Origin of the sequence: Pandoraea sputorum (genome assembly GCF_000814845.2) — a bacterium.
GTDB lineage: Bacteria > Pseudomonadota > Gammaproteobacteria > Burkholderiales > Burkholderiaceae > Pandoraea > Pandoraea sputorum.
Map to the genome: position 1 here is coordinate 3991411 of NZ_CP010431.2, position 20935 is coordinate 4012345.

General features: G+C 64.1%; 14 protein-coding genes. 6 read left to right on the top strand and 8 right to left on the bottom strand.

The annotated features are described in order from the left end of the window. Window positions 1-37: 37 nt before the first annotated feature. Window positions 38-1549 carry an MDR family MFS transporter gene (locus NA29_RS17540; RefSeq protein ID WP_039399974.1) on the top strand — a complete coding sequence of 504 codons (1512 nt, stop codon included), beginning with the start codon at window positions 38-40 and terminating at the stop codon, window positions 1547-1549. Between the two features lie 126 nt (window positions 1550-1675). Here the strand turns inward: NA29_RS17540 and NA29_RS17545 are convergent, their stop codons facing one another. The 4 genes from NA29_RS17545 to hemC are packed head-to-tail and all read right to left on the bottom strand — an operon-like array spanning window position 1676 to window position 5945. Beyond that, a complete protein-coding gene (locus NA29_RS17545) occupies window positions 1676-2848 on the bottom strand; it encodes a heme biosynthesis HemY N-terminal domain-containing protein (RefSeq protein ID WP_039399977.1) in 1173 nt (390 codons plus the stop codon). Between the two features lie 10 nt (window positions 2849-2858). Next, window positions 2859-4010 carry a uroporphyrinogen-III C-methyltransferase gene (locus NA29_RS25545; protein ID WP_052253025.1) on the bottom strand — a complete coding sequence of 384 codons (1152 nt, stop codon included), beginning with the start codon at window positions 4008-4010 and terminating at the stop codon, window positions 2859-2861. Continuing rightward, a complete protein-coding gene (locus tag NA29_RS25550; protein ID WP_052253026.1) occupies window positions 3997-4980 on the bottom strand; it encodes a uroporphyrinogen-III synthase in 984 nt (327 codons plus the stop codon). Before NA29_RS25550 ends, NA29_RS25545 begins: the two co-directional genes overlap by 14 nt. Continuing rightward, window positions 4977-5945, bottom strand: coding sequence for a hydroxymethylbilane synthase (gene hemC, locus NA29_RS17555; RefSeq protein ID WP_039399980.1), 969 nt, complete (start codon window positions 5943-5945; stop codon window positions 4977-4979). The genes NA29_RS25550 and hemC overlap by 4 nt, the downstream gene beginning before the upstream one ends. A 79-nt stretch (window positions 5946-6024) precedes the next feature. Between hemC and ppc the strand changes: the two genes are divergently transcribed. The 3 genes from ppc to argH all read left to right on the top strand — a co-directional run bounded on the left by ppc (window position 6025) and on the right by argH (window position 11563). Further along, window positions 6025-9024 carry a phosphoenolpyruvate carboxylase gene (ppc, locus tag NA29_RS17560; protein WP_039399983.1) on the top strand — a complete coding sequence of 1000 codons (3000 nt, stop codon included), beginning with the start codon at window positions 6025-6027 and terminating at the stop codon, window positions 9022-9024. A 229-nt stretch (window positions 9025-9253) separates the two neighbouring features. Next, entirely contained in the window at window positions 9254-10045 is a 792-nt protein-coding gene (aroQ, locus tag NA29_RS17565) for a gamma subclass chorismate mutase AroQ (RefSeq protein ID WP_157744782.1), read from the top strand. Between the two features lie 120 nt (window positions 10046-10165). After that, window positions 10166-11563 carry an argininosuccinate lyase gene (gene argH, locus NA29_RS17570; RefSeq protein WP_039399986.1) on the top strand — a complete coding sequence of 466 codons (1398 nt, stop codon included), beginning with the start codon at window positions 10166-10168 and terminating at the stop codon, window positions 11561-11563. A gap of 94 nt (window positions 11564-11657) precedes the next feature. Here argH and gltS read toward each other — a convergent pair whose 3' ends face one another. The 4 genes from gltS to apbC all read right to left on the bottom strand — a co-directional run bounded on the left by gltS (window position 11658) and on the right by apbC (window position 17453). After that, complete coding sequence (gltS, locus tag NA29_RS17575) at window positions 11658-12878, bottom strand: sodium/glutamate symporter (RefSeq protein WP_039399989.1); 1221 nt, start codon at window positions 12876-12878, stop codon at window positions 11658-11660. 365 nt (window positions 12879-13243) lie between these two features. After that, on the bottom strand, window positions 13244-15529 hold the full coding sequence (locus NA29_RS17580) for an arginine/lysine/ornithine decarboxylase (RefSeq protein WP_039399991.1): 2286 nt from the start codon (window positions 15527-15529) through the stop codon (window positions 13244-13246). Window positions 15530-15636: 107 nt separating this feature from the next. Then, window positions 15637-16206, bottom strand: coding sequence for a dCTP deaminase (dcd, locus tag NA29_RS17585; RefSeq protein ID WP_039373928.1), 570 nt, complete (start codon window positions 16204-16206; stop codon window positions 15637-15639). A gap of 164 nt (window positions 16207-16370) precedes the next feature. Beyond that, window positions 16371-17453: an iron-sulfur cluster carrier protein ApbC gene (apbC, locus tag NA29_RS17590; RefSeq protein ID WP_039399994.1), complete on the bottom strand. Its 1083-nt coding sequence runs from the start codon at window positions 17451-17453 to the stop codon at window positions 16371-16373. A gap of 274 nt (window positions 17454-17727) precedes the next feature. Here apbC and NA29_RS17595 point away from each other — a divergent pair, with 274 nt between their 5' ends. Together NA29_RS17595 and metG are read left to right on the top strand one after the other, a co-directional pair. Then, window positions 17728-18384, top strand: coding sequence for a YiaD family glycine zipper/OmpA-like lipoprotein (locus NA29_RS17595; protein ID WP_039399998.1), 657 nt, complete (start codon window positions 17728-17730; stop codon window positions 18382-18384). A 391-nt stretch (window positions 18385-18775) separates the two neighbouring features. Beyond that, window positions 18776-20881 carry a methionine--tRNA ligase gene (metG, locus tag NA29_RS17600; RefSeq protein ID WP_039400001.1) on the top strand — a complete coding sequence of 702 codons (2106 nt, stop codon included), beginning with the start codon at window positions 18776-18778 and terminating at the stop codon, window positions 20879-20881. Window positions 20882-20935 lie beyond the last annotated feature (54 nt).

Genomic DNA, 20935 nt, shown 5'->3' on the forward strand with positions numbered 1-20935 from the left:
TTTTTGCTCCCCCAAGCATTCGTCATTCTCCGCTCGTATGTCCGCCAACGACTCACAGACGACGCCGGCCGGCGTCTCGCTCACGCCCGCCGAGGTCAAATCGATCCTCACCGGTCTGCTGCTGATCATGTTTCTGGGTTCGCTCGACCAGACCATCGTCGCGCCCGCACTGCCGACCATCGCGCGAGACCTCGGCAGTTTCGACGCCGTGTCGTGGGTCGTCACCGCCTACCTGCTCTCGTCCACGGCGATTACGCCCATCGTGGGCAAGCTCTCGGATTTGTTCGGACGCCGTGTCGTCATCGCCGCGAGCGTGACCGTCTTTCTGGTCGGATCGGTGTTGTGCGCACTCGCCCCCTCGATGCTCGCGCTGATCGTCGCGCGCGGCGTGCAAGGGCTGGGCGGCGGCGGATTGATCGCCCTGTCGAACACGGTGATCGCCGATATCGTCTCGCCGCGCGAGCGCGGTCGCTATCAGGGCTATATCTCGGGGATGTTCGCGGTCTCCGGTGTGGCCGGGCCTGTCACCGGCGGGGTGTTCGCCCAGTACCTCAACTGGACGCTCATCTTCTGGATCAACATCCCGCTCGGTCTGCTCGCGATCTATCTGAGCGATCGTGCACTGCGACGCCTGCCGCGACGCGAAGGCAAACCGAGCATCGACTATCTCGGCTCGCTCCTGCTGATCGTGTCGACAGTCTGTCTGCTGCTTGCACTCACATGGGGTGGACACCGCTACGCATGGCTGTCGGCGGAAATCGGCGGTCTGGTCGCCGCGACGGTGATCGTGGGCGCGGTGTTCCTACGTCATCAACGTACGGTGCGCGAGCCGCTGCTGCCGGTCGCACTGCTCGCCAACCCGGTGTTTCGTATGACGTCGACCATGGCCGTGCTGGTGATGATGGTCAACATCAGCATCGGCATTTACGTGCCGCTGTATCTGCAATTGCAGCGGGGCGAGTCGGCCAGCAGCTCGGGGCTGATGTTGATTCTGCCGTTGCTGGGCATCGTTGTCGGTGCGCTGAGTTCCGGGCACTACATGCGTCAGACGGGGCATTACAAGCGTCCGCCGCAGATCGGTTTGCCAGTGGCGTTCGCCGGGCTCGCGATCATCGCACTCGGTGTGCAGTCGCTGCCGCTCACGGTGATCGGCATTTGCCTCGGCCTCGTGGGCATCGGCTTCGGCTCGGCGATGCCGGTCATGACCGTGGCGACGCAAAACGCCGTCGCGCCGCGCGACATCGGCATTGCAACCGCCGCGCATGCGTTCTTCCGTGCCTTGGGCGGGATGATCGGCGTGGCGATGTTCGGCGCGCTGATCGTTGGCCTGCTGGTCGCGGGCGACAACGGCAGCGCACCGCGTGAGTTGACCGACTTCCTGCGCCCCGGCGGCGCCCCCGCCGGGATGGAAGACCATCTGCGGCTGGCGTTCGGTGCGTTCTTCGGCGGCAGTGCCGTGATCGCCGCACTCGCCATCGTCGCCCTCGCACGACTGCCGGAACTGCCGCTGCGCCAAAGCTCGGGCAACGAAGCGACCGCCATCGAGTAAGTCGCCCGCCCGCGATTGCCGATACAAACTGTCGGTACAAACCGTCGATACAAACGACAACGCCCGCTGTACGCGGGCGCTGAGGCAACTCCTTTGCAAACCGGGCCGTTGCAGGCCCGACAACATTCACGCCGTGGCACACGCCCGGTAGTGACGATTCGCCTGATCCATCTGACCCAGCCCTTCGAAAAGCTGTGCGAGCGCCAGATGCAGACGCTGTTGCAGGTGTCGGTCGTCCGTATGACGCAGCGCCCCTTCGAGGAACGTTTGCGCCTTGCCCCACAGACGCTGATGCTGGCACAGCTTGCCCAGCGCGTAGAGCAGATCGGGATCGTTCGGATGACGCTGCTGCCACGCCTCCGCCTTCTGGATGAGCGGCAAGGCGTCGGCACCGGCGCACTCGGCATAGCGGCGCAGCAGACGACCATCCCAATGCTCGGCCAGCGCAGCTTCGACGATGTCGCGTGCTTCGCGCGGACGATCCAAAGAAATCAGCAGTTCAGCGGCAACGTCGGCGGTCCGCGACGAGGTACGCGCGTCGGCAGGCAGTTCTTGCCAGCATTTGAGCAATGCATCCGCATCATGGCGATGGTCGCGCAGAATGCCTTCGCTGGCCGTCTGCTTGAGCTTCGCCGCCAATGCCGGGTGCAGCGCCTCGCGCTTTTCCAGCACCTTGAGCAGATTGAGCACCTCGGGCCAGTGCTTGAGATGCTGATGGGCACGCAGGGCGACGAGCTGCGCCTGCATGCGACGTGCGCCCTGCGCACGCATTTCCGTCAGCGCTTCGAGCGCGCCCTCGGCATCGCGCGTGTCGACGCGCAATTCGGCCGTCTGCAACAGGCGTGCCTCTTCGAGATTCGCCCCTTGCGCTTCCGTCAGCCACGCATCGCGTCGTGCGAACTCGCGCATGCGATGCGCCGCACGTGCGCCGATGATCGCGGCCACGCCACGATTGTCGTCCTGTTCGGCCGCTTCGCGTGCCGCCTTCTCTGCGCGCGTATAACGTCCCGCAAAGAGGTTCGCCACGGCATCGCGCAGCGCAATGTTCGCGCGACGACTGCGTTGGCGATTGCGATACGCGGCCACGCGCTCCGGCATCTTGTAGATGTTGCGCAGCACGCGAATGATCACGTACAGCGCCACGAACAAGGCCAGCAACGCCAGCACGAACAGGTTCAGCGACACGTCGATACGGTACGGCGGCACCAGCATGACCACCTGTCCGTGATTGAACGTGGCCAGCACCGCGAAGCCGGCCGCTACCGCAAACAGGAGCGTCAACCAGATCAGTCCTCGCATGCCCGGCTCCTTACGGCTTTTCCTTGACGTCCTTGACCTGACCGATGGCGGTCAGGCTGGCGTCAAGGGTCGGCAGTTCGATGGTGCGCGAGCCCGAGTCGACCTGATCGAGCAGCGTTTTGACGGCGGCGATGCGGCGCGACTTGGCATCGAAATACTTGTCGAGCGCAGCCTCCGCGACCTGCACGTCGCTATGCACAGCCGACGCGTTGCGTGCGAGCAGCGCCAGACGGGCGTTGAGCAGACGCAGCTTCAGGTTCGCACGCAGGAACGCGCCCTGCTCAGGCGCCACGAGCATCACGTCCGGATCGTCCAGACGGCGCACCTGCACCAGTTGCTTCAGGCTGCCGAGCATTTCGCCGCTCAGGCGGAGCCACGTCGCTGTCCAGCCGGTCTCGCCCGCGCCGCTGGGGCCGGTGCCGTCCGCCTTCGGTGCCACACGCTGCTCCTCGGCCTGCAACGGCAGCGTGTCGATCATGGCGATGGCCTGATCGAGCTTGCCCGTGAGTTGCGGCAGATCGGCGGCCGGTACGGCCTTCAGGCGGTCGATGTCCTTCTTCAACGCATCACGCACACCGGCGAGTTGCGGTGCCCCCGTGCGGGCCAGACGCGCGTCCGCTCCTTCGAGCGCAATCAGCGCCCCGCGCACGTTGCCCGTCAGTTGAAGCTGTTGATTCGCACTCGTGACGATCTGCTCGGTCTCGGCCAGCACCCATTCGTCGCGGTTGTGCGCGAGTTCCTGATAAAGCTGTTCGAGCGCCGCCTGCTGGCCACGTGCGTCGGACACGCGTCCCTCCAGCGCGGTGAGCCGGTTCTGAAGATCGCGCTGATTGTCGAGCGCCTGCGCGGTGCGTACCTGCGCCTGCATGACTTGCGAGTCGCCCGCTTGCTGACGACGTGCCATCTCCTGTTGCACGCGGTCGAGCTTTTGGTTGAGCGACCAGCCGCCGATACCGGCCCCCGCCGCGACGAGCACGAAGAGCAGCCAGGGCAACGCCGCCCCGGAACCTCGACGCTTCTGCGGCGGCTCGGGTGGCTGCCACGCAGGCGGGCTGCCGGCCGTGCTGTACGTCGCACCGCCGGTCGCTGTGGAATGTGCCGTCGGGCCGGTCGACGCCGACGGGTTCTGGGAAGACTCTGGAACGCGATTATCTGTCGTCATGCTTGACTTGAATGGGATCCGCCCATGTTTTGAGTGCGGCCAGCAAGTTGTCGTCGCCGGGCGCGCACTGCGTAATCCTATCAAACCCCGCGGAACGCGCGGCATCCGCGATGCGGGTATGTGATGTAAAGCACGGTGCACTAAGGATCTGCGCGAGCACCTGCGGGGTGCCCGGCGTATGCACGCCGTCGCGGGTGCCGTAGCGTGCAGCCAACAGTGTGCTCAGATGCCGGACCGCTTCGGAGCTGGTCAGCACCCACGCGCACCGCTGTGGCGAGACGAGCCGGGCTTCGAGTGCGGCCCACGTGGTGGCGTCCGGTTCGGGGGCTCGACGCGTGTACGCGCTCACGATATCGACCTGCGTACCATTGGCCCGCAGCGTGTCGGCCAGCAACTCGCGCCCGCCGTCGCCGCGCACCAGCAGCACGCGGCGACCGGCCAACGCCGGCAGATCCAGCTGTTCGAGCAACGCTTCCGAGTCGAAGCGTGCCTCCGGACCGCCCGGCGGGACGATCACGCGATGCATCGGGGCCGCAATACCCGCTTCGGCCAGTGCCTGCGCACTGCCAGGGCCGACGACGGCCACCGGCAGCGTCTCGGGCCAGCGCACGGCGGTCTCGCTATTGTCTGCCCCACCGCCAGGGGATTGCAGTTGCACTCGTCGCGCCAGCGCGTGCGACACGGCGTTAGGTGAGACGAAGACGGCCAACGCGTACGACGCCAGCGAGCGCAGCGCATCGTCCAGCGCTGCAAGCGCCGCCGGATCGGCCTGCGCCGCAATGTGCAACAGGGGAAATTCGAGCGTATCGATGCCCTCGGCGTGCAGCCGTGCGGCCAGCGACTGCGCTTGTCCGTCCGGCCGCGTCAGGATCGCGCACGGCGCGACCGGCGATGCGACGGCCCGAAGGTCGGTGCCAGCAGCATCGACGTTGGAGGACGGAGCCGGCGCACGCGGCGCTCGCGACGTCAAACGGCTGCGTCCTTCGGCTCGGACGGCGGCACCAGCGCCAACCCGCCCGCGTCGATCAGTTCCTGCGCCACGCGCTGCCCCAACGCCTCGGCACCCGCCACGTCACCCTGTGCGATGCGCCCGGCGCCTTGCGCGCGAAGCACGGTCGCCCCGTCCGTCGACGCAATGAAGGCACGCAGCGCCAGTTCGCCCTGCGGCGAGAACTCGGCGTAGGCGCCCAGCGGCACCTGACACGAGCCGCCCAGCGCTCGCGAGACGGCGCGCTCGGCACTGACCGCCAGCGTAGTGTTGGCATCATGCAACGGTGCGAGCCATTGCAAGATTTCGGGACGTCCGGCGCGCACCTCGATGCCCAGCGCCCCCTGACCGGCGGCTGGCAGGCTCGCTTCGGTCGGGATGATGGCGCGGATGCGGCCGCCCAGCCCAAGGCGCTTCAGGCCTGCCGCCGCAAGGATGATCGCCGCGAAGTCGCCCCGATCCAGCTTGCCCAGACGGGTGTCCAGATTGCCGCGCAACGGCGCGACCTGGAGATGCGGATAGCGGGCGCGCAGGCTCACCTCACGGCGCAGGCTCGACGTGCCGACCACCGCCCCGGCGGGCAATGCATCAAGGCTGTCGTAATCGTTGCTGACGAAGGCGTCGCACGGGTCTTCGCGCTCAAGCACAGCAGCCAGCGTGAAGCCGTCCGGCAGTTGCATCGGCACATCTTTGAGGGAGTGGACGGCGAGATCTGCGCGACCATCGGCCAGCGCCAATTCGAGTTCCTTGACGAATAGCCCCTTGCCGCCGACCTTTGCGAGCGAACGGTCGAGAATTTGGTCACCGCGAGTGGTCATTCCGAGAATACTCACGTGACACTGCGGATATAATTTGTGCAGCGCGTCACGCACGTGTTCGGCTTGCCACATGGCAAGACGGCTCTCGCGCGATGCGATCACCAGGGTTTCAGGAGCAGCGAAGTTCATTCAGCAACCGCGTGAAGACCAAAAGAAAAAATGGTAACACGCTTGACCGGCCCGAACGGCTGGTCTCGAGAGGAGCGACATGAAGAGCAGCGCAAAGGCGAAAGCCCCGAAAGAGGGCCTGGCCAAGTCGGTCGGCAAGACGTCCCCCGCGAAGGCAGTAGCCGCGGTTTCATCCCCCCCATCCAAGCGCTCGGGCCAGAAGGCCAACGGGCAGGACAAGTCCATCTCCACCGCTGCTGCGCCCAAAGCGCGCCGCTCGCGTGAGGACAAGGACGCGCCGCTGCGTGAGGACATCCGCTTTCTCGGCCGCCTGCTGGGCGACGTGCTGCGCGAGCAACAGGGCAGCGATGCCTTCGATCTGGTCGAAACCATCCGCCAGAACGCGGTGCGCTTTCACCGCGAAGGCGACCGCAGCGCCGCCAAAGCGCTTGATTCGCTGCTCAACGGGCTGACCAACGAGCAGGCCATTCAGGTCGTGCGCGCCTTCAGCTACTTCTCGCACCTCGCGAACATCGCCGAAGACCGCCACCACAACCGCCGCCGCCGCGTGCACGCGCTCGCGGGCAGCCGTGCCCAGCAAGGCAGCCTGAGCGCCGCGCTGCAAAGCCTGAAGGACGCCGGGCGCGACGACCCCGCCACGCTGCAAGCCTTCTTCGCCAGCGCGCTCATCGTGCCGGTGCTCACCGCTCACCCGACCGAAGTTCAGCGCAAGAGCATTCTCGACGCCGAGCGCGAAATCGCCCGTCTGCTCGAACATCGCGACGACGCCCTCACGGAGCGCGAGTCGTCACGCAACACCGATTCGATGCGCGCGTACGTCACGACGCTGTGGCAGACCCGCATGCTGCGTAGCTCTCGTCTGACGGTGGCCGACGAAATCGAAAACGCGCTGTCGTATTACCGCAGCACGTTCCTGTCCGAAATCCCGGCGCTGTACGACGACGTTGCCGCAGAGCTGCACGATGCCGTACCGAGCGTGCGCTCCGAGGGGCTGGGCCGCTTCCTGCAAATGGGTAGCTGGATCGGCGGAGACCGCGACGGCAATCCGAACGTGACGGCGCAGACGCTGCAGTTGGCGATCACGCGTCAGGCGACGGAAATCTTCGCGCATTACCTCGAAGAGGTGCACTTGCTGGGGGCGGAGTTGTCCGTCTCGCAATTGCTTGCAGGTGCGAGCGATGCACTGCTCACGCTGGCCCGCCGCTCGCCGGACGACTCGCCGCACCGCACCGACGAACCTTATCGACGCGCCCTCATCGGCGTGTACGCGCGACTGGCAGCGACTGCGCGCGACTGGGTCGGCCACGTGCCACATCGCGGCGCCGTCGGCAACGCCAGTCCGTATCACGACGCCAGCGAGTTCATCTCCGACCTGAATACGGTCGTCGCCTCGCTCATGGCGCACCACGGCAGCGCGCTGGTCTCGCAGCGCCTCGGGCCGCTCGTGCGCGCCGCCGAAGTGTTCGGCTTCCATCTCGCGAGCATCGACCTGCGTCAAAGCTCCGACATTCACGAAGCGGTCATTGCCGAGTTGTTCGCGAAGGCCGGCGTCCAGGCGAATTACGCCAAACTCGACGAGAACGAAAAGCTTGCGCTGCTGCTGCGCGAACTGCGCGAGGCGCGTCCGCTTTTCTCGCCGTACCTCGACTACTCGCAACGCACCCGCGACGAACTTGCCGTCTTCTCGGCGGCGCGCGACATCCGCGCCCGCTTCGGCGCGCGGGCGGTTCGCAACTACATCATCTCGCATACGGAAACCGTAAGCGATCTGGTCGAAGTGATGCTGCTGCAAAAGGAGACGGGACTCTTTCAGGGCGCGCTCGACAGCGACGGCGGCGACGGTGCGAAAGCCATCGCGTCGAAGGTCGGCCCGATGGTCATCCCGCTGTTCGAGACGATTGCCGACTTGCGCAACGCGCCCGTCATCATGCGGGAGTTCTTCGATATCCCCGGCATGTCGAACGTCGTAACCCAGCAAGGCGGCGAGCAGGAAGTGATGCTCGGCTACTCCGACAGCAACAAGGATGGCGGCTTCCTCACGTCCAACTGGGAGCTGTACAAGGCCGAACTGGCGCTGGTGCATCTGTTCGAGGAAAAAGGCATTCGTCTGCGTCTCTTCCACGGCCGGGGCGGTACCGTCGGCCGTGGCGGTGGCCCGACCTATCAGGCCATTCTCTCGCAGCCGCCGGGCACCGTGAACGGCCAGATCCGCCTGACGGAGCAAGGCGAGATCATCGCCAGCAAGTTCGCGAACCCGGAGATCGGACGCCGCAATCTCGAGACCATCGTCGCCGCCACGCTCGAAGCCACGCTGCTGCCAAGTCTGAACCAGCCGCCGCGTCTGGCCGCGTACGAGCAAGTCATGCAGACGCTCTCCGACACGGCCTTCAAAGCGTATCGCGATCTGGTCTACGAAACGCCGGGCTTCACCGACTACTTCTTCTCGGCCACGCCGATTGCCGAAATCGCCGAGCTGAACATCGGTTCGCGTCCGGCGTCGCGCAAATTCTCCGATCCGAAGAACCGTCGCATCGAAGACCTGCGTGCGATCCCGTGGGGCTTCTCGTGGGGGCAGTGCCGCTTGCTGCTCACCGGTTGGTACGGCTTCGGCAGCGCCGTGAGCGCGTATCTGGACGGCGACGGCAGCAAGGCAGACGCCGCCGGTCGCGACAAACGTCTCGACACGCTGCGTCAGATGGTCAAGCGCTGGCCGTTCTTCGCGAACCTGCTTTCCAACATGGACATGGTGCTCGCCAAGACGGATCTGGCCGTGGCATCCCGCTATGCCGAGCTCGTGGCCGACGAAAAGCTGCGCAAGCGCGTGTTCAACCGGATCGTCGGCGAGTGGCAGAGCACGTCGCAGGCACTGGCGCTGATCACCGGGCACGACGAGCGCCTGGCGGACAACCCGATGCTCGCGCGCTCGATCAAGAACCGTTTCCCGTATCTCGACCCGCTCAATCACTTGCAGGTCGAGCTGCTGCGGCGTCACCGCGCCGGAGAGTCGGACGAGCGCGCGCGTCGCGGCATCCATCTGTCGATCAACGGCATCGCAGCGGGCCTTCGCAATACAGGCTGATCCGACGTCGATCTCCCCTGCACCGGCCCCGCCTGCGAGGCCGGTGCAGGCAGTTTGCATGGGGGCGCACGGCCGGTGGACCTGCCGCTCCTTGGGAATCTCCCCAACGACAGGCGTCCGATAGGACGTTATATTTCGACCCATTCGACCAGATTGCCGGGGGGCAACCATCATGCATACCGATTCGATCGGGCGATCCAAACACGTAACCTTCACACGACGGGCAACGTTGTTCGTCACTTCTACCTTGCTGGGACTGGGTGTGGCTACGCACGTGGCGTATGCGAACCCGGCCTTAGTTGTCACCCCAGCCGTCACCCCAGCCGAAACGTCAGCGCCATCGCTCACTGAGTCGAACGCCAGCGCCCCGCCTTCGCATACGCTGGCGGCCGCGCCGCATGGCGTACGCGGCTTCGCAGTGCGTCTGGTGTCGCAGGCGATGGCGGGTGCGCCCGCTCATCCGTCACGCGAAGCAAAGCCGCGCCCTGTCGTCGACCCGGTGCTCGATCCGCTGATGAACGGCATTCTCAAGCGACTGGCGATCGGCGAGGCCGTGGCACGTAACAAATTCGGCACGGGCAAAGCCGTGCAGGACACAGCGCGCGAACAGGCGCTGCTCGACAGCATGGCCGAGCAGGCCCCCCAGTACGGCCTCACACCTGCGCAGGCCCGCACCTTCTTCCGTCTCCAGATCGACGCGGGCAAGCTCGTGCAGACGGCGTTGCTGGCCCGCTGGGCGCGTGACGGCCATGCGCCGGGCGAGCCGGTGGACCTTGGCACGCGCCTGCGTCCGGCGCTCGACAAGCTGGGCACCTCGTTGCTGCACGACCTCGGCCGTCTGTGCGCCCTGCCCGACGACCCGACGCGTCTGGCGCGCATCCATCAGGCCCGCGAACGCATCGCCCGCGCGGCGAAGCTCGAAGCGCTGCAACGGGCGGCGTTCGACGAAGCGACGTCCGGCCTGTGTCTATCGGCCCCGCCGCGTCTCTGGACGCTCTCGATGGTAGCCACGTCCCACTAGACCGAACGGACAAGATCGCCGCGCCCGCCAGTCGTGGCCCGGGCGCGGCGGCTGTATAATCGCGGTTTGCCGTGCTTTGCCACGGTTCCGCTACGTTCCACGTTTGGCCACGCTACGACAATGACCTCCCAACTCCACAAGAAAGGCGAAGCCTGGTCGGCACGCTTTTCCGAACCCGTTTCCGATCTCGTCAAGCGCTACACCGCGTCGGTGTTCTTCGACAAGCGCCTCGCGCTGTTCGACATCGAAGGCTCGCTCGCCCACGCCGACATGCTGGCGGCGCAAGGCATCATCAGCGCACAGGATCTGGCCGACATTCAGCGCGGCATGACGCAGATTCGCGGCGAGATCGAAGGTGGTCAATTCGAGTGGCAACTGGATCTCGAAGACGTCCACCTCAATATCGAAGCACGCCTGACGGCCCTGATCGGCGACGCTGGAAAGCGCCTGCACACGGGCCGCTCGCGTAACGATCAGGTCGCGACCGACATCCGTCTGTGGCTGCGCAGCGAGATCGACAACATCGGCACGCACCTCGGCGACCTGCGCCGCGCGCTGCTGGATCTGGCCGAACAGCACAGCGCCACGATCCTGCCAGGCTTCACCCACCTGCAAGTCGCACAGCCGGTGACGTTCGGTCATCATCTGATGGCCTATTTCGAGATGTTCAGCCGCGATGCCGAGCGCATGCTCGACGTGCGTCGTCGCGTAAACCGTCTGCCGCTGGGCGCGGCGGCGCTGGCCGGCACGAGCTACCCGATCGATCGTGAGCGCGTGGCTGCAACGCTGGGCTTCGAAGAGGTCTGCACGAACTCGCTGGACGCCGTGTCGGATCGCGATTTCGCCATCGAATTCACCGCCGCCGCCGCGCTCGTGATGACGCACGTCTCGCGCTTCTCGGAAGAACTGGTGCTGTGGATGAGCCCGCGCGTGGGCTTCATCGATCTGGCCGACCGTTTCTGTACGGGCAGCTCGATCATGCCGCAGAAGAAGAACCCGGATGTGCCGGAACTGGCGCGTGGCAAGACCGGCCGCGTCAACGGCCATCTGATCGCCCTGCTTACGCTGATGAAGGGCCAGCCCCTCGCGTACAACAAGGACAATCAGGAAGACAAGGAGCCGCTGTTCGATACGGTCGACACCGTGATCGACACGCTGCGTATCTTTGCGGACATGGTGCCGGGCATCAAGGTGCGCGAAGCCAATATGCGTAACGCAGCGCTGCAAGGCTTCTCGACGGCAACCGATCTGGCCGACTACCTCGTGAAGAAGGGTCTGCCGTTCCGCGACGCCCACGAGATCGTCGCTCACGCCGTGAAGATCTGCTCGGACCGCGACATCGATCTGGCCGATCTCTCGCTCGCCGAATTGCAGAAGTTCTCGCCGCTCGTCGGGGAAGACGTCTTCGAATACCTCACGCTCGAAGGCTCCGTCGCCAGCCGCAACCACATCGGCGGCACCGCCCCGGCGCAGGTGCAGCGGGCGATTGCTGCCGCACGCGCGAAGCTCGCGAAGTAAGCGGAATTACAGCAGCTTCAGCGTCTATCGGCGCTCAGCAATGAAAATGCCACCCTCGGGTGGCATTTTTTTATGGGCCGGACGACACGCCTCTTCAGAATAACGGTAACGACAGGAAGCCCTTGATGATGAGCGCGTTCAGGATGTCAATGAAGAACGCCCCCACCATCGGCACGATCAGGAACGCGAGGTGCGACGGGCCGAACCGCTCCGTCACCGCCTGCATATTGGCAATCGCCGTCGGCGTCGCGCCCAGCCCGAAGCCGCAGTGCCCCGCGGCGAGCACGGCCGCGTCGTAGTTGCTACCCATCACCCGGAACGTGACGAAGATGGCATACGCCGCCATCGCCACCGCCTGCGTCACGAGAATGACGATCATCGGCACAGCCAGCGTCGACAGGTCCCACAGTCGCAGGGCCATGAGCGCCATCGCAAGGAACAACGACAGACTCACGTTCCCCAGCACGGACAGCGAACGGTCGAAGACCTCGTAGCGCACGAGCGACAACAGGTTGCGCACGACCACGCCCGTAAAGAGCACACAGACGAACGTCGGTAATTCGAACGGTGTATCCGAGAGCCATGCCGCGATCAACTCGCCACCGAGCAGACAGATCGCGATCATCGCCACCGTCTCGACCAATGCCTGCGCCGTGATCAGGCGCACCGTATGCGGTCGCTCGAAACCCTCCGGTGCTGCATCCTTCGTCGCATCAAGGCCAGGGACATTGCCGCCAAGGCGGCGTCCGACCAGATAGCGCGCGACCGGCCCGCCCAACAAACCCCCCATCACCAGCCCGAACGTGGCGCACGCCATCGCAATTTCGAGTGCCGACTGGACGCCGTAGCGCGTGGTGAGCGTCTCGCCCCAGGCGGCGCCCGTGCCATGCCCACCGGCGAGCGTGATAGAGCCTCCCAGCAACCCGATGCCCGGCGCCAGTCCCATCGAGACAGCCAGCCCGACACCGATGGCGTTCTGCATGATCAGCATGCCCGCCACAACGCCCACGAATAGCACCAGTTGCTTGCCGCCCGCACGCAAACTCGCGAGATTCGCCGACAAGCCGATGGTCGCGAAGAACGCCAGCATCAGCGGGCCTTGCAGGGAGGTGTCGAAACGCAGTTCGAAGTGTCCGAACTGACGCATCGCCAGCGTGCCGAGCGCAACCAGCAGGCCAGCCGCGACCGGCTCAGGGATGCTGTACGTGCGCAGCGGCGCGATCCATTCGACAAGCTTGCGCCCCAGCAGCAACACCAACGTGGCGCACACGAGTGTGCCGTAGGTGCTGAACACCAGTTCCCTCGTGACGTCCATGACCTCTCCCCCCACTCGAAAAATGCGACGAGTGTAGCAATGACATCCCAAGAAGATGATGGGAAAAATCCCAAAAATGACGCGTTCGAGTGCAACCACTAAATTACCGTTTTAGGCCATGACACGGACGTTTGCGAGGTTTTCGCGGGAATTCACAGATGTTTATGGAGATTTGCGGCGATTGAAGTTGTGACGGCAGCACCTATGAGCGGATTACGCAAGTTGCACGCCGCCAATCGGCGTATGCGACGGCACCGCCTCAACGTTGCTCGCCGGGCTCATAAAAAAACGGCCCCATGTTTTCACATGGGGCCGTCTCATTTTGACGCTTGTCGACCGAAGGATCCGGCATGTGGCAAATGGACTTACTGCCGCACGCAATCCACGAAGTACTCGGGACGGCCGTCGACCTCCTCGACCACCAGACCGTGAATGTCGGTGTGGAAGCCGGGGAAGCGCTCGTTGAAGTCGCGCGCGAAACGCAGGTATTCGATGATCGCGGCGTTGAAGCGCTCGCCCGGGATCAACAGTGGAATGCCCGGCGGATACGGCGTGAGCAGCACGCTCGTGACACGGCCTTCGAGTTCGTCGATAGGCACCCGGTCGATCTGGCGGTGCGCCAGCTTCGAGAAGGCATCCGTCGGCTTCATCGCGGGCTGCATGTCCGAGAGGTACATCTCGGTCGTCACACGCGCCACGTCGTTCGCCTTGTACACGCTGTGGATCTGATCGCACAGATCACGCAGACCGATGCGCTCGTAGCGCGGGAACTGCGCCACGAACTCCGGCAACACACGCCACAGCGGACGGTTGTGATCGTAGTCGTCCTTGAACTGCTGCAACTCGGTCAGCATCGAGTTCCAGCGGCCCTTGGTGATACCGATCGTGAACATGATGAAGAACGAGTACAGGCCGGTCTTCTCCACGATGATGCCGTGCTCGGCCAGATACTTCGTCACGATGGCGGCCGGAATGCCGCTCTCGCCGAACTCGCCGCCCACGTCCAACCCCGGCGTGATGATCGTCGCCTTGATCGGGTCGAGCATGTTGAAACCGTCGGCCAGATCGCCGAAGCCGTGCCAGCGGTCGTTCGCCCGCAGCACCCAGTCCTCGCGCTGGATCGGGCCCTCGTCGCCCAGATTCTCAGGGCCCCAGACCGAGAACCACCACGAATCGCCGTACTCCAGGTCCACCTTGCGCATGGCGCGGCGGAAATCGAGCGCTTCGACAATCGACTCCTCGACCAGCGCCGTGCCGCCCGGCGGCTCCATCATGGCAGCAGCCACGTCGCACGACGCGATGATCGCGTATTGCGGCGAGGTCGACGTGTGCATCAGATACGCTTCGTTGAATCGATACGTATCGAACGTGCGCGCTTCCGAATCCTGCACCACGATCTGCGACGCCTGCGAAATCCCCGCCAGCAGCTTGTGCGTGGAGTGCGTGGCGTAGATGGTCGCCTCCGACGAGCGCGGCCGGCCTTCACCGATGGCGTGCATGTCGCGGTAGAACTCATGGAACGCCGCATGCGGCAGCCAGGCTTCGTCGAAGTGCAGCGTGTCGATGTTGTTGCCCAGCACGTCCTTGATCATTTCGACGTTGTAGATCACACCGTCGTACGTGCTTTGCGTGATCGTCAGAATGCGCGGCTTGGCGTTCGGGTCTCGCTCCAGCACTTCGCGGGCGAACGGATTGGCTTCGATCTTGGCGCGAATGACGTCCGGCTCGAATTCCGACTTCGGGATCGGGCCGATGATGCCGAGGTGGTTCCGCGTAGGCGTGAGGAACACCGGCACGGCCCCCGTCATGGTGATCGCGTGCAGGATCGACTTGTGGCAGTTGCGGTCGACCACGACGATGTCGCCCGGCGCCACCGTGGCGTGCCAGACGATCTTGTTCGACGTCGACGTACCGTTCGTCACGAAGAAGAGGTGATCGGCGTTGAAGATGCGCGCAGCATTGCGCTCGGACGCCCCGACCGGACCGTTGTGGTCGAGCAACTGGCCGAGTTCTTCCACGGCGTTGCAGACGTCGGCGCGCAGCATGTTCTCGCCGAAAAACTGGTGGAACATCTGACCGACCGGGCTCTTCAGGAACGCCACGCCGCCCGAGTGTCCCGGGCAGTGCCACGAGTACGAACCATCGGCCGCGTAGTGCGTGAGCGAGCGGAAGAACGGCGGCGGCAGCGAGTCGAGGTACGACTTCGCTTCACGGATGATGTGACGCGCCACAAACTCCGGCGTGTCTTCGAACATGTGAATGAAGCCGTGCAGCTCGCGCAGGATGTCGTTCGGAATGTGACGCGACGTGCGCGTCTCGCCGTACAGGAAAATCGGAATGACTGGATTGCGACGGCGCACTTCCTGCACGAAGGCACGCAGGTTGATGATGGCCAGCGCGAGTTCGCCTTCGCCTTCACCGCCCGCTTCGCTGGAGAACGTGCCGAACTCGTCGTCGTCGATGGACAGGATGAAGCTCGACGCGCGGCTCGCTTGCTGCGCAAACGAGGTCAGGTCGCCGTAGCTGGTGAGGCCGTTGACCTCCATGCCCTCGGCTTCGATAGCCTCCGCCAAAGAGCGAATCCCGGACCCGGAGATGTTTTCGGAGCGGAAGTCCTCGTCGATGATGACGATCGGAAAACGGAATTTCATTGGCGTTCCTTCGACAAAAGAACGAGCCACGGTCCGACATGCCCGTGGCTCTGGGGCATTGCGATGTATGGGGTGCTCACCGGCGGGCGAGTCGCTAGCCTAGCAGGCTAGGTTTTCGGCAGCGTGACACCACGCTGTCCCTGATACTTACCGCCGCGATCCTTATACGACGTCTCACAGACTTCGTCGGATTCGAAGAACAGCACCTGAGCCACGCCTTCGTTGGCGTAGATCTTGGCCGGCAGCGGCGTCGTGTTCGAGAATTCCAGGGTCACGTAGCCCTCCCATTCGGGTTCGAACGGCGTTACGTTCACGATGATGCCGCAGCGGGCATACGTCGACTTGCCCAGACACACGGTCAGTACGCTGCGCGGGATGCGGAAGTACTCGACGGTGCGCGCGAGCGCGAACGAGTTCGGCGGAATGATGCAGACATCGCTCTCGACGTCGACAAAGGACTTCTCGTCGAAGTTCTTCGGATCGACGATCGTCGAGTTGATGTTCGTGAAGACCTTGAATTCAGGCGCACAGCGAATGTCGTAGCCGTAGCTCGACGTGCCGTAGCTGACGATCTTTTGCCCGTCCTGGGAATACCGGATCTGCGACGGCTCGAAGGGCTCGATCATGCCGTGCTCCTCGGCCATACGACGGATCCATTTGTCGGACTTGATGCTCATGTGTGGGCCTGAATTGGGGTAGTACGTAAAAAGTGGGCATATTTTACGCGAATGTTGCGGTGCGGTGATGTTTTCACTCGCGGCGCCCCGTGCCGGGCCTTCCAGCCCGGCACGACGGGCTTTGTGAGGTGCCTACCCCTCCTTCATACCGTTCTCGTGCGTTCTTACGTGTTCTGCACGACGATCGACGGGAATTTGCTCGTCATGTCCTTCTGGCGCGCCGCAATCTTCACCGCGACCTTGCGGGCGATAGCCTTGTACAGCTCGGCCACACGTCCGTCCGGGTCGCCCACCACGCTCGGCATACCTGCGTCTGCGTGCACACGGATGCTCATCTCCAGCGGCAGCTTGCCCAGCAGATCGACGTCGAAATCATGGCTCATGCGCTCGCCACCGCCCACGCCGAAGATCGGCTCCTCGTGGCCGCAGTTCGAGCAGATGTGCAGGCTCATGTTCTCGATCAGCCCCAGAATCGGCACGCCGACCTTCTCGAACATCTTGAGACCCTTGCGTGCGTCGAGCAGCGCCAGATCCTGCGGCGTGGTCACGATCACCGCGCCCGTGACCGGCACCTTCTGCGCGAGCGTAAGCTGAATGTCGCCGGTGCCCGGCGGCATATCGACGATCAGATAGTCGAGGTCGTGCCAGTTGGTCTGATTAAGCAGTTGTTCGAGCGCCTGCGTGACCATCGGGCCGCGCCAAACCATGGGATTGTCCGGTTCGATCAGGAAACCGATGGAACTCGCCTGCAGGCCGTGACCGTTCATCGGTTCGAGGGTCTTGCCGTCCTTCGATTCCGGCTTGCCGTGAATGCCCAGCAGGGTCGGCAGCGACGGGCCGTAGATGTCTGCATCGAGAATGCCGACATTCGCGCCTTCGGCCGCCAGCGCGAGCGCAAGGTTCACAGCCGTGGTGCTCTTGCCCACGCCGCCCTTGCCCGAAGCCACGGCCACGATGTTCTTGACATTGGGAAGAAGCTTCACCCCGCGTTGTACGGTGTGCGCTACGATCTTTTGGCCGATTTCGACGGCCACGCGCTCGACCCCGGGCAGCTTGCCGACGGCCTCGGTGATGCGCGTGCGCATGGCTTCGAACTGGCTTTTGGCGGGATAACCGAACTCGATCTGAATGCCGACGTGGCCGTGCTCGGCGGCGACTTGCTTCACATACTTTCCGGCGATCAGGTCCAGGCCGGTATCCGGGTCGACGATACCACGCAGCACTTCATTGATTTGGGCGACTTCCATATGGGTCTCTCGCTCTGTCGGGGCGCACCGGGACAGCCCGGCGTAGCGCTAACAACTTGTAACAACCGTGGCGCACGCTCTCGACTAGCATTCGAGGCGCGCGTGTTATGGGGAACCAGCCGTCGCGGCAAGATGTCCTTGCCTGCGGTTGAAGCTCAGCGCTATTGTAAAAGACGTCGCGCCGTCAGGCTCAAAACCCCTGCGGCGCGCGCGTGCTTCAACGAAGTGCTTACGCGTGTTTCATCACAGCTAGCTAATCGATAAGGAGCCTCAAATGAACAAGAACACTCTGCGCGTTTCCGCGCTCGTCCTGGTCTCGGCCGCTATGCTGGCCGGATGCCAGACGCAGCAAGGCACCAACACTGCCGTAGGCACCGGTGTCGGCGCAGCGGTCGGGGCGGGGCTGGGCAACCTCATCGGCGGCAACACCACCGGCACCCTGATCGGCGCGGCGGTCGGCGCAGCCGCGGGCGGTGCCACGGGGTACAACTGGCAGTCCATCAAGAACACGCTGGGCGGTCACACGGCCGGCACCGGCACTCAGATCTCCGAGCGTCCGGACGGTCAGCTCCAGGTCAACGTACCGAGCGACGTGACGTTCGACACGAACCAGTACGCCATCAAGCCGAACTTCGCCGCCGTGCTCACCGATCTGGCGAACTCGCTTAACCAGAATCCGGGCATTACGGCCCGTGTGATCGGCCACACCGACAGCACCGGTGGTGATCGCATCAACATCCCCCTCTCGCAAAATCGTGCCAATGCGGTCATTCAGTATCTGACCTCGCGCGGCGTCGATGCCCGCCGTCTGCAAGGTGTAGGCGTGGGCTCCAGCCAGCCCGTCGCCTCGGACGCCACGGCAGAAGGCCGCGCACAGAACCGTCGCGTGGAAATTCTCCTGCAGGCGCCGCAGCAGCAAGCGCCGCGCTAAGCGGCTCGCCGCGCCCGATCGGACTGACATTCGTTCAGTCCGTCCAAACGCATGCCCGGTCCGCCGGGCATGCGCGCTTCTGAGCTTCTGCATTTCTGCGCTTCGGCCGAGCTGTATGTTGCGACGCAGCATCGAAAGTCGGCACATCGGTTGAACTAATCCCCTACCCCGTCGCTCAGACCCTTCGGAAGTGCCTACCGTGGGCGCTTTCATCTCCTCTTTGTTATTGACGTTACGTGTGCCTAGTTATGCCGGAACCTCGTTCCGGCTTTTTTTTGGCCGCGCGCTTTTCCACGACACACCCCTGCCCGGACGTCCGTTTGGGCGCGGGCGGCGCCCGCCTGCTAGAATCGTCCTTTCCCGCAACCCTCAACCCACATAGTCAAACCACATGTCCCGCCGCATTCTTGTCACATCCGCACTGCCGTACGCCAATGGCCAGATTCACATCGGCCACCTGGTGGAATACATCCAGACCGATATCTGGGTACGGTTCATGCGAATGCAGGGCCATGAGGTCTACTACGTTGGCGCGGACGATACGCACGGCACGCCGGTCATGCTGCGCGCCGAGAAGGAAGGCCTCACGCCCAAGCAACTGATCGAGCGCGTGTGGACGGAACATAAGCGCGACTTCGACAGCTTCAACATTTCGTTCGACAACTACTATTCGACGGACTCTGAAGAGAACCGCGAATTGTCCGAAAACGTCTATCTCGCCCTGAAGGAACAGGGCCTGATCGAGGCGCGCGACATCGAACAGGCCTACGACCCGGTCAAGGAGATGTTCCTGCCGGACCGCTTCATCAAGGGCGAATGCCCGAAGTGCGGCGCGAAAGATCAGTACGGCGATTCGTGCGAAGTCTGTGGCTCGACCTACGCACCGACCGACCTGCTCAATCCGTACTCGGTCGTCTCGGGCGCCACGCCGATTCGCAAGACATCGACGCACTACTTCTTCAAGCTCTCGGACAAGCGCTGCGAGCAGTTCCTGCGCCAGTGGGTGTCGGGCCTCGCCCAGCCCGAAGCCGCGAACAAGATGAAAGAGTGGCTCGGTGAAGATGGCGAGTCGACGCTCGCCGACTGGGACATCTCGCGCGATGCGCCCTACTTTGGCTTCGAGATTCCGGGCGCGCCGGGCAAGTATTTCTACGTGTGGCTCGACGCACCGGTCGGCTATTACGCCAGCTTCAAGAACCTGTGCGCCAAGCGCGGTCTGAACTTCGACGAGTGGGTCAAGCCCGGTTCCACGACCGAGCAGTACCACTTCATCGGCAAGGACATCATGTACTTCCACACGCTGTTCTGGCCGGCGATGCTCGAATTCTCGGGCCATCGCACGCCGACCAACGTGTATGCCCACGGCTTCCTGACCGTGGACGGCCAGAAGATGTCGAAGTCGCGCGGCACGTTCATCACGGCCCAGAGCTTCATCGATACGGGGCTGAATCCGGAATGGCTGCGCTATTACATCGGCGCCAAGCTCGGCAACACGATGGAAGACCTCGACCTGAACCTCGATGACTTCATCGCCCGGGTGAACAGCGATCTGGTCGGCAAGTACGTGAACATCGCCAGCCGTGCCGCCGGCTTCCTGATCAAGCGTTTCGACGGCCGCGTCTCGGCGCACGCCATGAACGCACCGCTGCTCGCGCAGGTGCGCGCCGCCGCCCCGCAGATCGCCACGTATTACGAAGGTCGCGAGTTCGGCAAGGCGCTGCGTCTGGTGATGGAACAGGCCGACGCGATCAACGGTTACGTCGATACCGTCAAGCCGTGGGATCTGGCGAAGGATCCGGCGCAGGCCGCGGCGCTTCACGAGGCGTGCTCGGTGTGTCTGGAAGCCTTCCGCTTGCTGACGCTGTACCTCAAGCCGGTGCTGCCGACTACATCGCAGGCGGTGGAGCAGTTCCTGAACATCGCCCCGCAGACGTGGCAGGACGTGAACCGTCCGCTCACCGCCGATGCCGCCATCAATGCGTACAAGCATCTGATGACGCGCGTCGAAGGCAAGCAGGTCGAAGCGCTGCTCGCCGCCAACCGCGACTCGCTGCAAGCGACGGCTCCAGTAGCCGACGCCGCAGCGGCGAAGGGGAAGGACAAGGCAGCCAAGGCAGAGAAAGCTGAGAAAGCGACCGAGAAGGCCGACGACGGCATCATCACCATCGACGACTTCGCCAAGATCGATCTGCGTATTGCGCGCATCGTCGATTGCAAGGCGGTAGACGGTTCGGACAAGCTGCTGCAACTCACGCTCGACGTGGGCGAAGCGCAAACGCGCAACGTCTTCTCCGGCATCAAGTCGGCGTATCCGCAACCGGAAGTGCTCGTGGGCAAGCTCACGGTGATGGTCGCGAATCTCGCACCGCGCAAGATGAAGTTCGGTCTGTCGGAGGGCATGGTGCTTGCCGCTTCGGCCGCCGACGAGAAGGCAGAACCGGGCATCTACATTCTTGAGCCGCACAACGGCGCGAAACCCGGCATGCGTGTGAAGTAAAACGCGTAGTCCCGAAAGCGAAACACCCCGAGCGCCGGCGATCCGGCCTCGGGG

Coding starts and splice junctions, on each gene's coding strand:
- NA29_RS17540 (WP_039399974.1), top strand. CDS start 38: ATGTCCGCCAACGACTCACAGACGACGCCGGCCGGCGTCTCGCTCACG.
- NA29_RS17545 (WP_039399977.1), bottom strand. CDS start 2,848: ATGCGAGGACTGATCTGGTTGACGCTCCTGTTTGCGGTAGCGGCCGGC.
- NA29_RS25545 (WP_052253025.1), bottom strand. CDS start 4,010: ATGACGACAGATAATCGCGTTCCAGAGTCTTCCCAGAACCCGTCGGCG.
- hemC (WP_039399980.1), bottom strand. CDS start 5,945: ATGAACTTCGCTGCTCCTGAAACCCTGGTGATCGCATCGCGCGAGAGC.
- ppc (WP_039399983.1), top strand. CDS start 6,025: ATGAAGAGCAGCGCAAAGGCGAAAGCCCCGAAAGAGGGCCTGGCCAAG.
- argH (WP_039399986.1), top strand. CDS start 10,166: ATGACCTCCCAACTCCACAAGAAAGGCGAAGCCTGGTCGGCACGCTTT.
- gltS (WP_039399989.1), bottom strand. CDS start 12,878: ATGGACGTCACGAGGGAACTGGTGTTCAGCACCTACGGCACACTCGTG.
- NA29_RS17580 (WP_039399991.1), bottom strand. CDS start 15,529: ATGAAATTCCGTTTTCCGATCGTCATCATCGACGAGGACTTCCGCTCC.
- dcd (WP_039373928.1), bottom strand. CDS start 16,206: ATGAGCATCAAGTCCGACAAATGGATCCGTCGTATGGCCGAGGAGCAC.
- apbC (WP_039399994.1), bottom strand. CDS start 17,453: ATGGAAGTCGCCCAAATCAATGAAGTGCTGCGTGGTATCGTCGACCCG.
- NA29_RS17595 (WP_039399998.1), top strand. CDS start 17,728: ATGAACAAGAACACTCTGCGCGTTTCCGCGCTCGTCCTGGTCTCGGCC.
- metG (WP_039400001.1), top strand. CDS start 18,776: ATGTCCCGCCGCATTCTTGTCACATCCGCACTGCCGTACGCCAATGGC.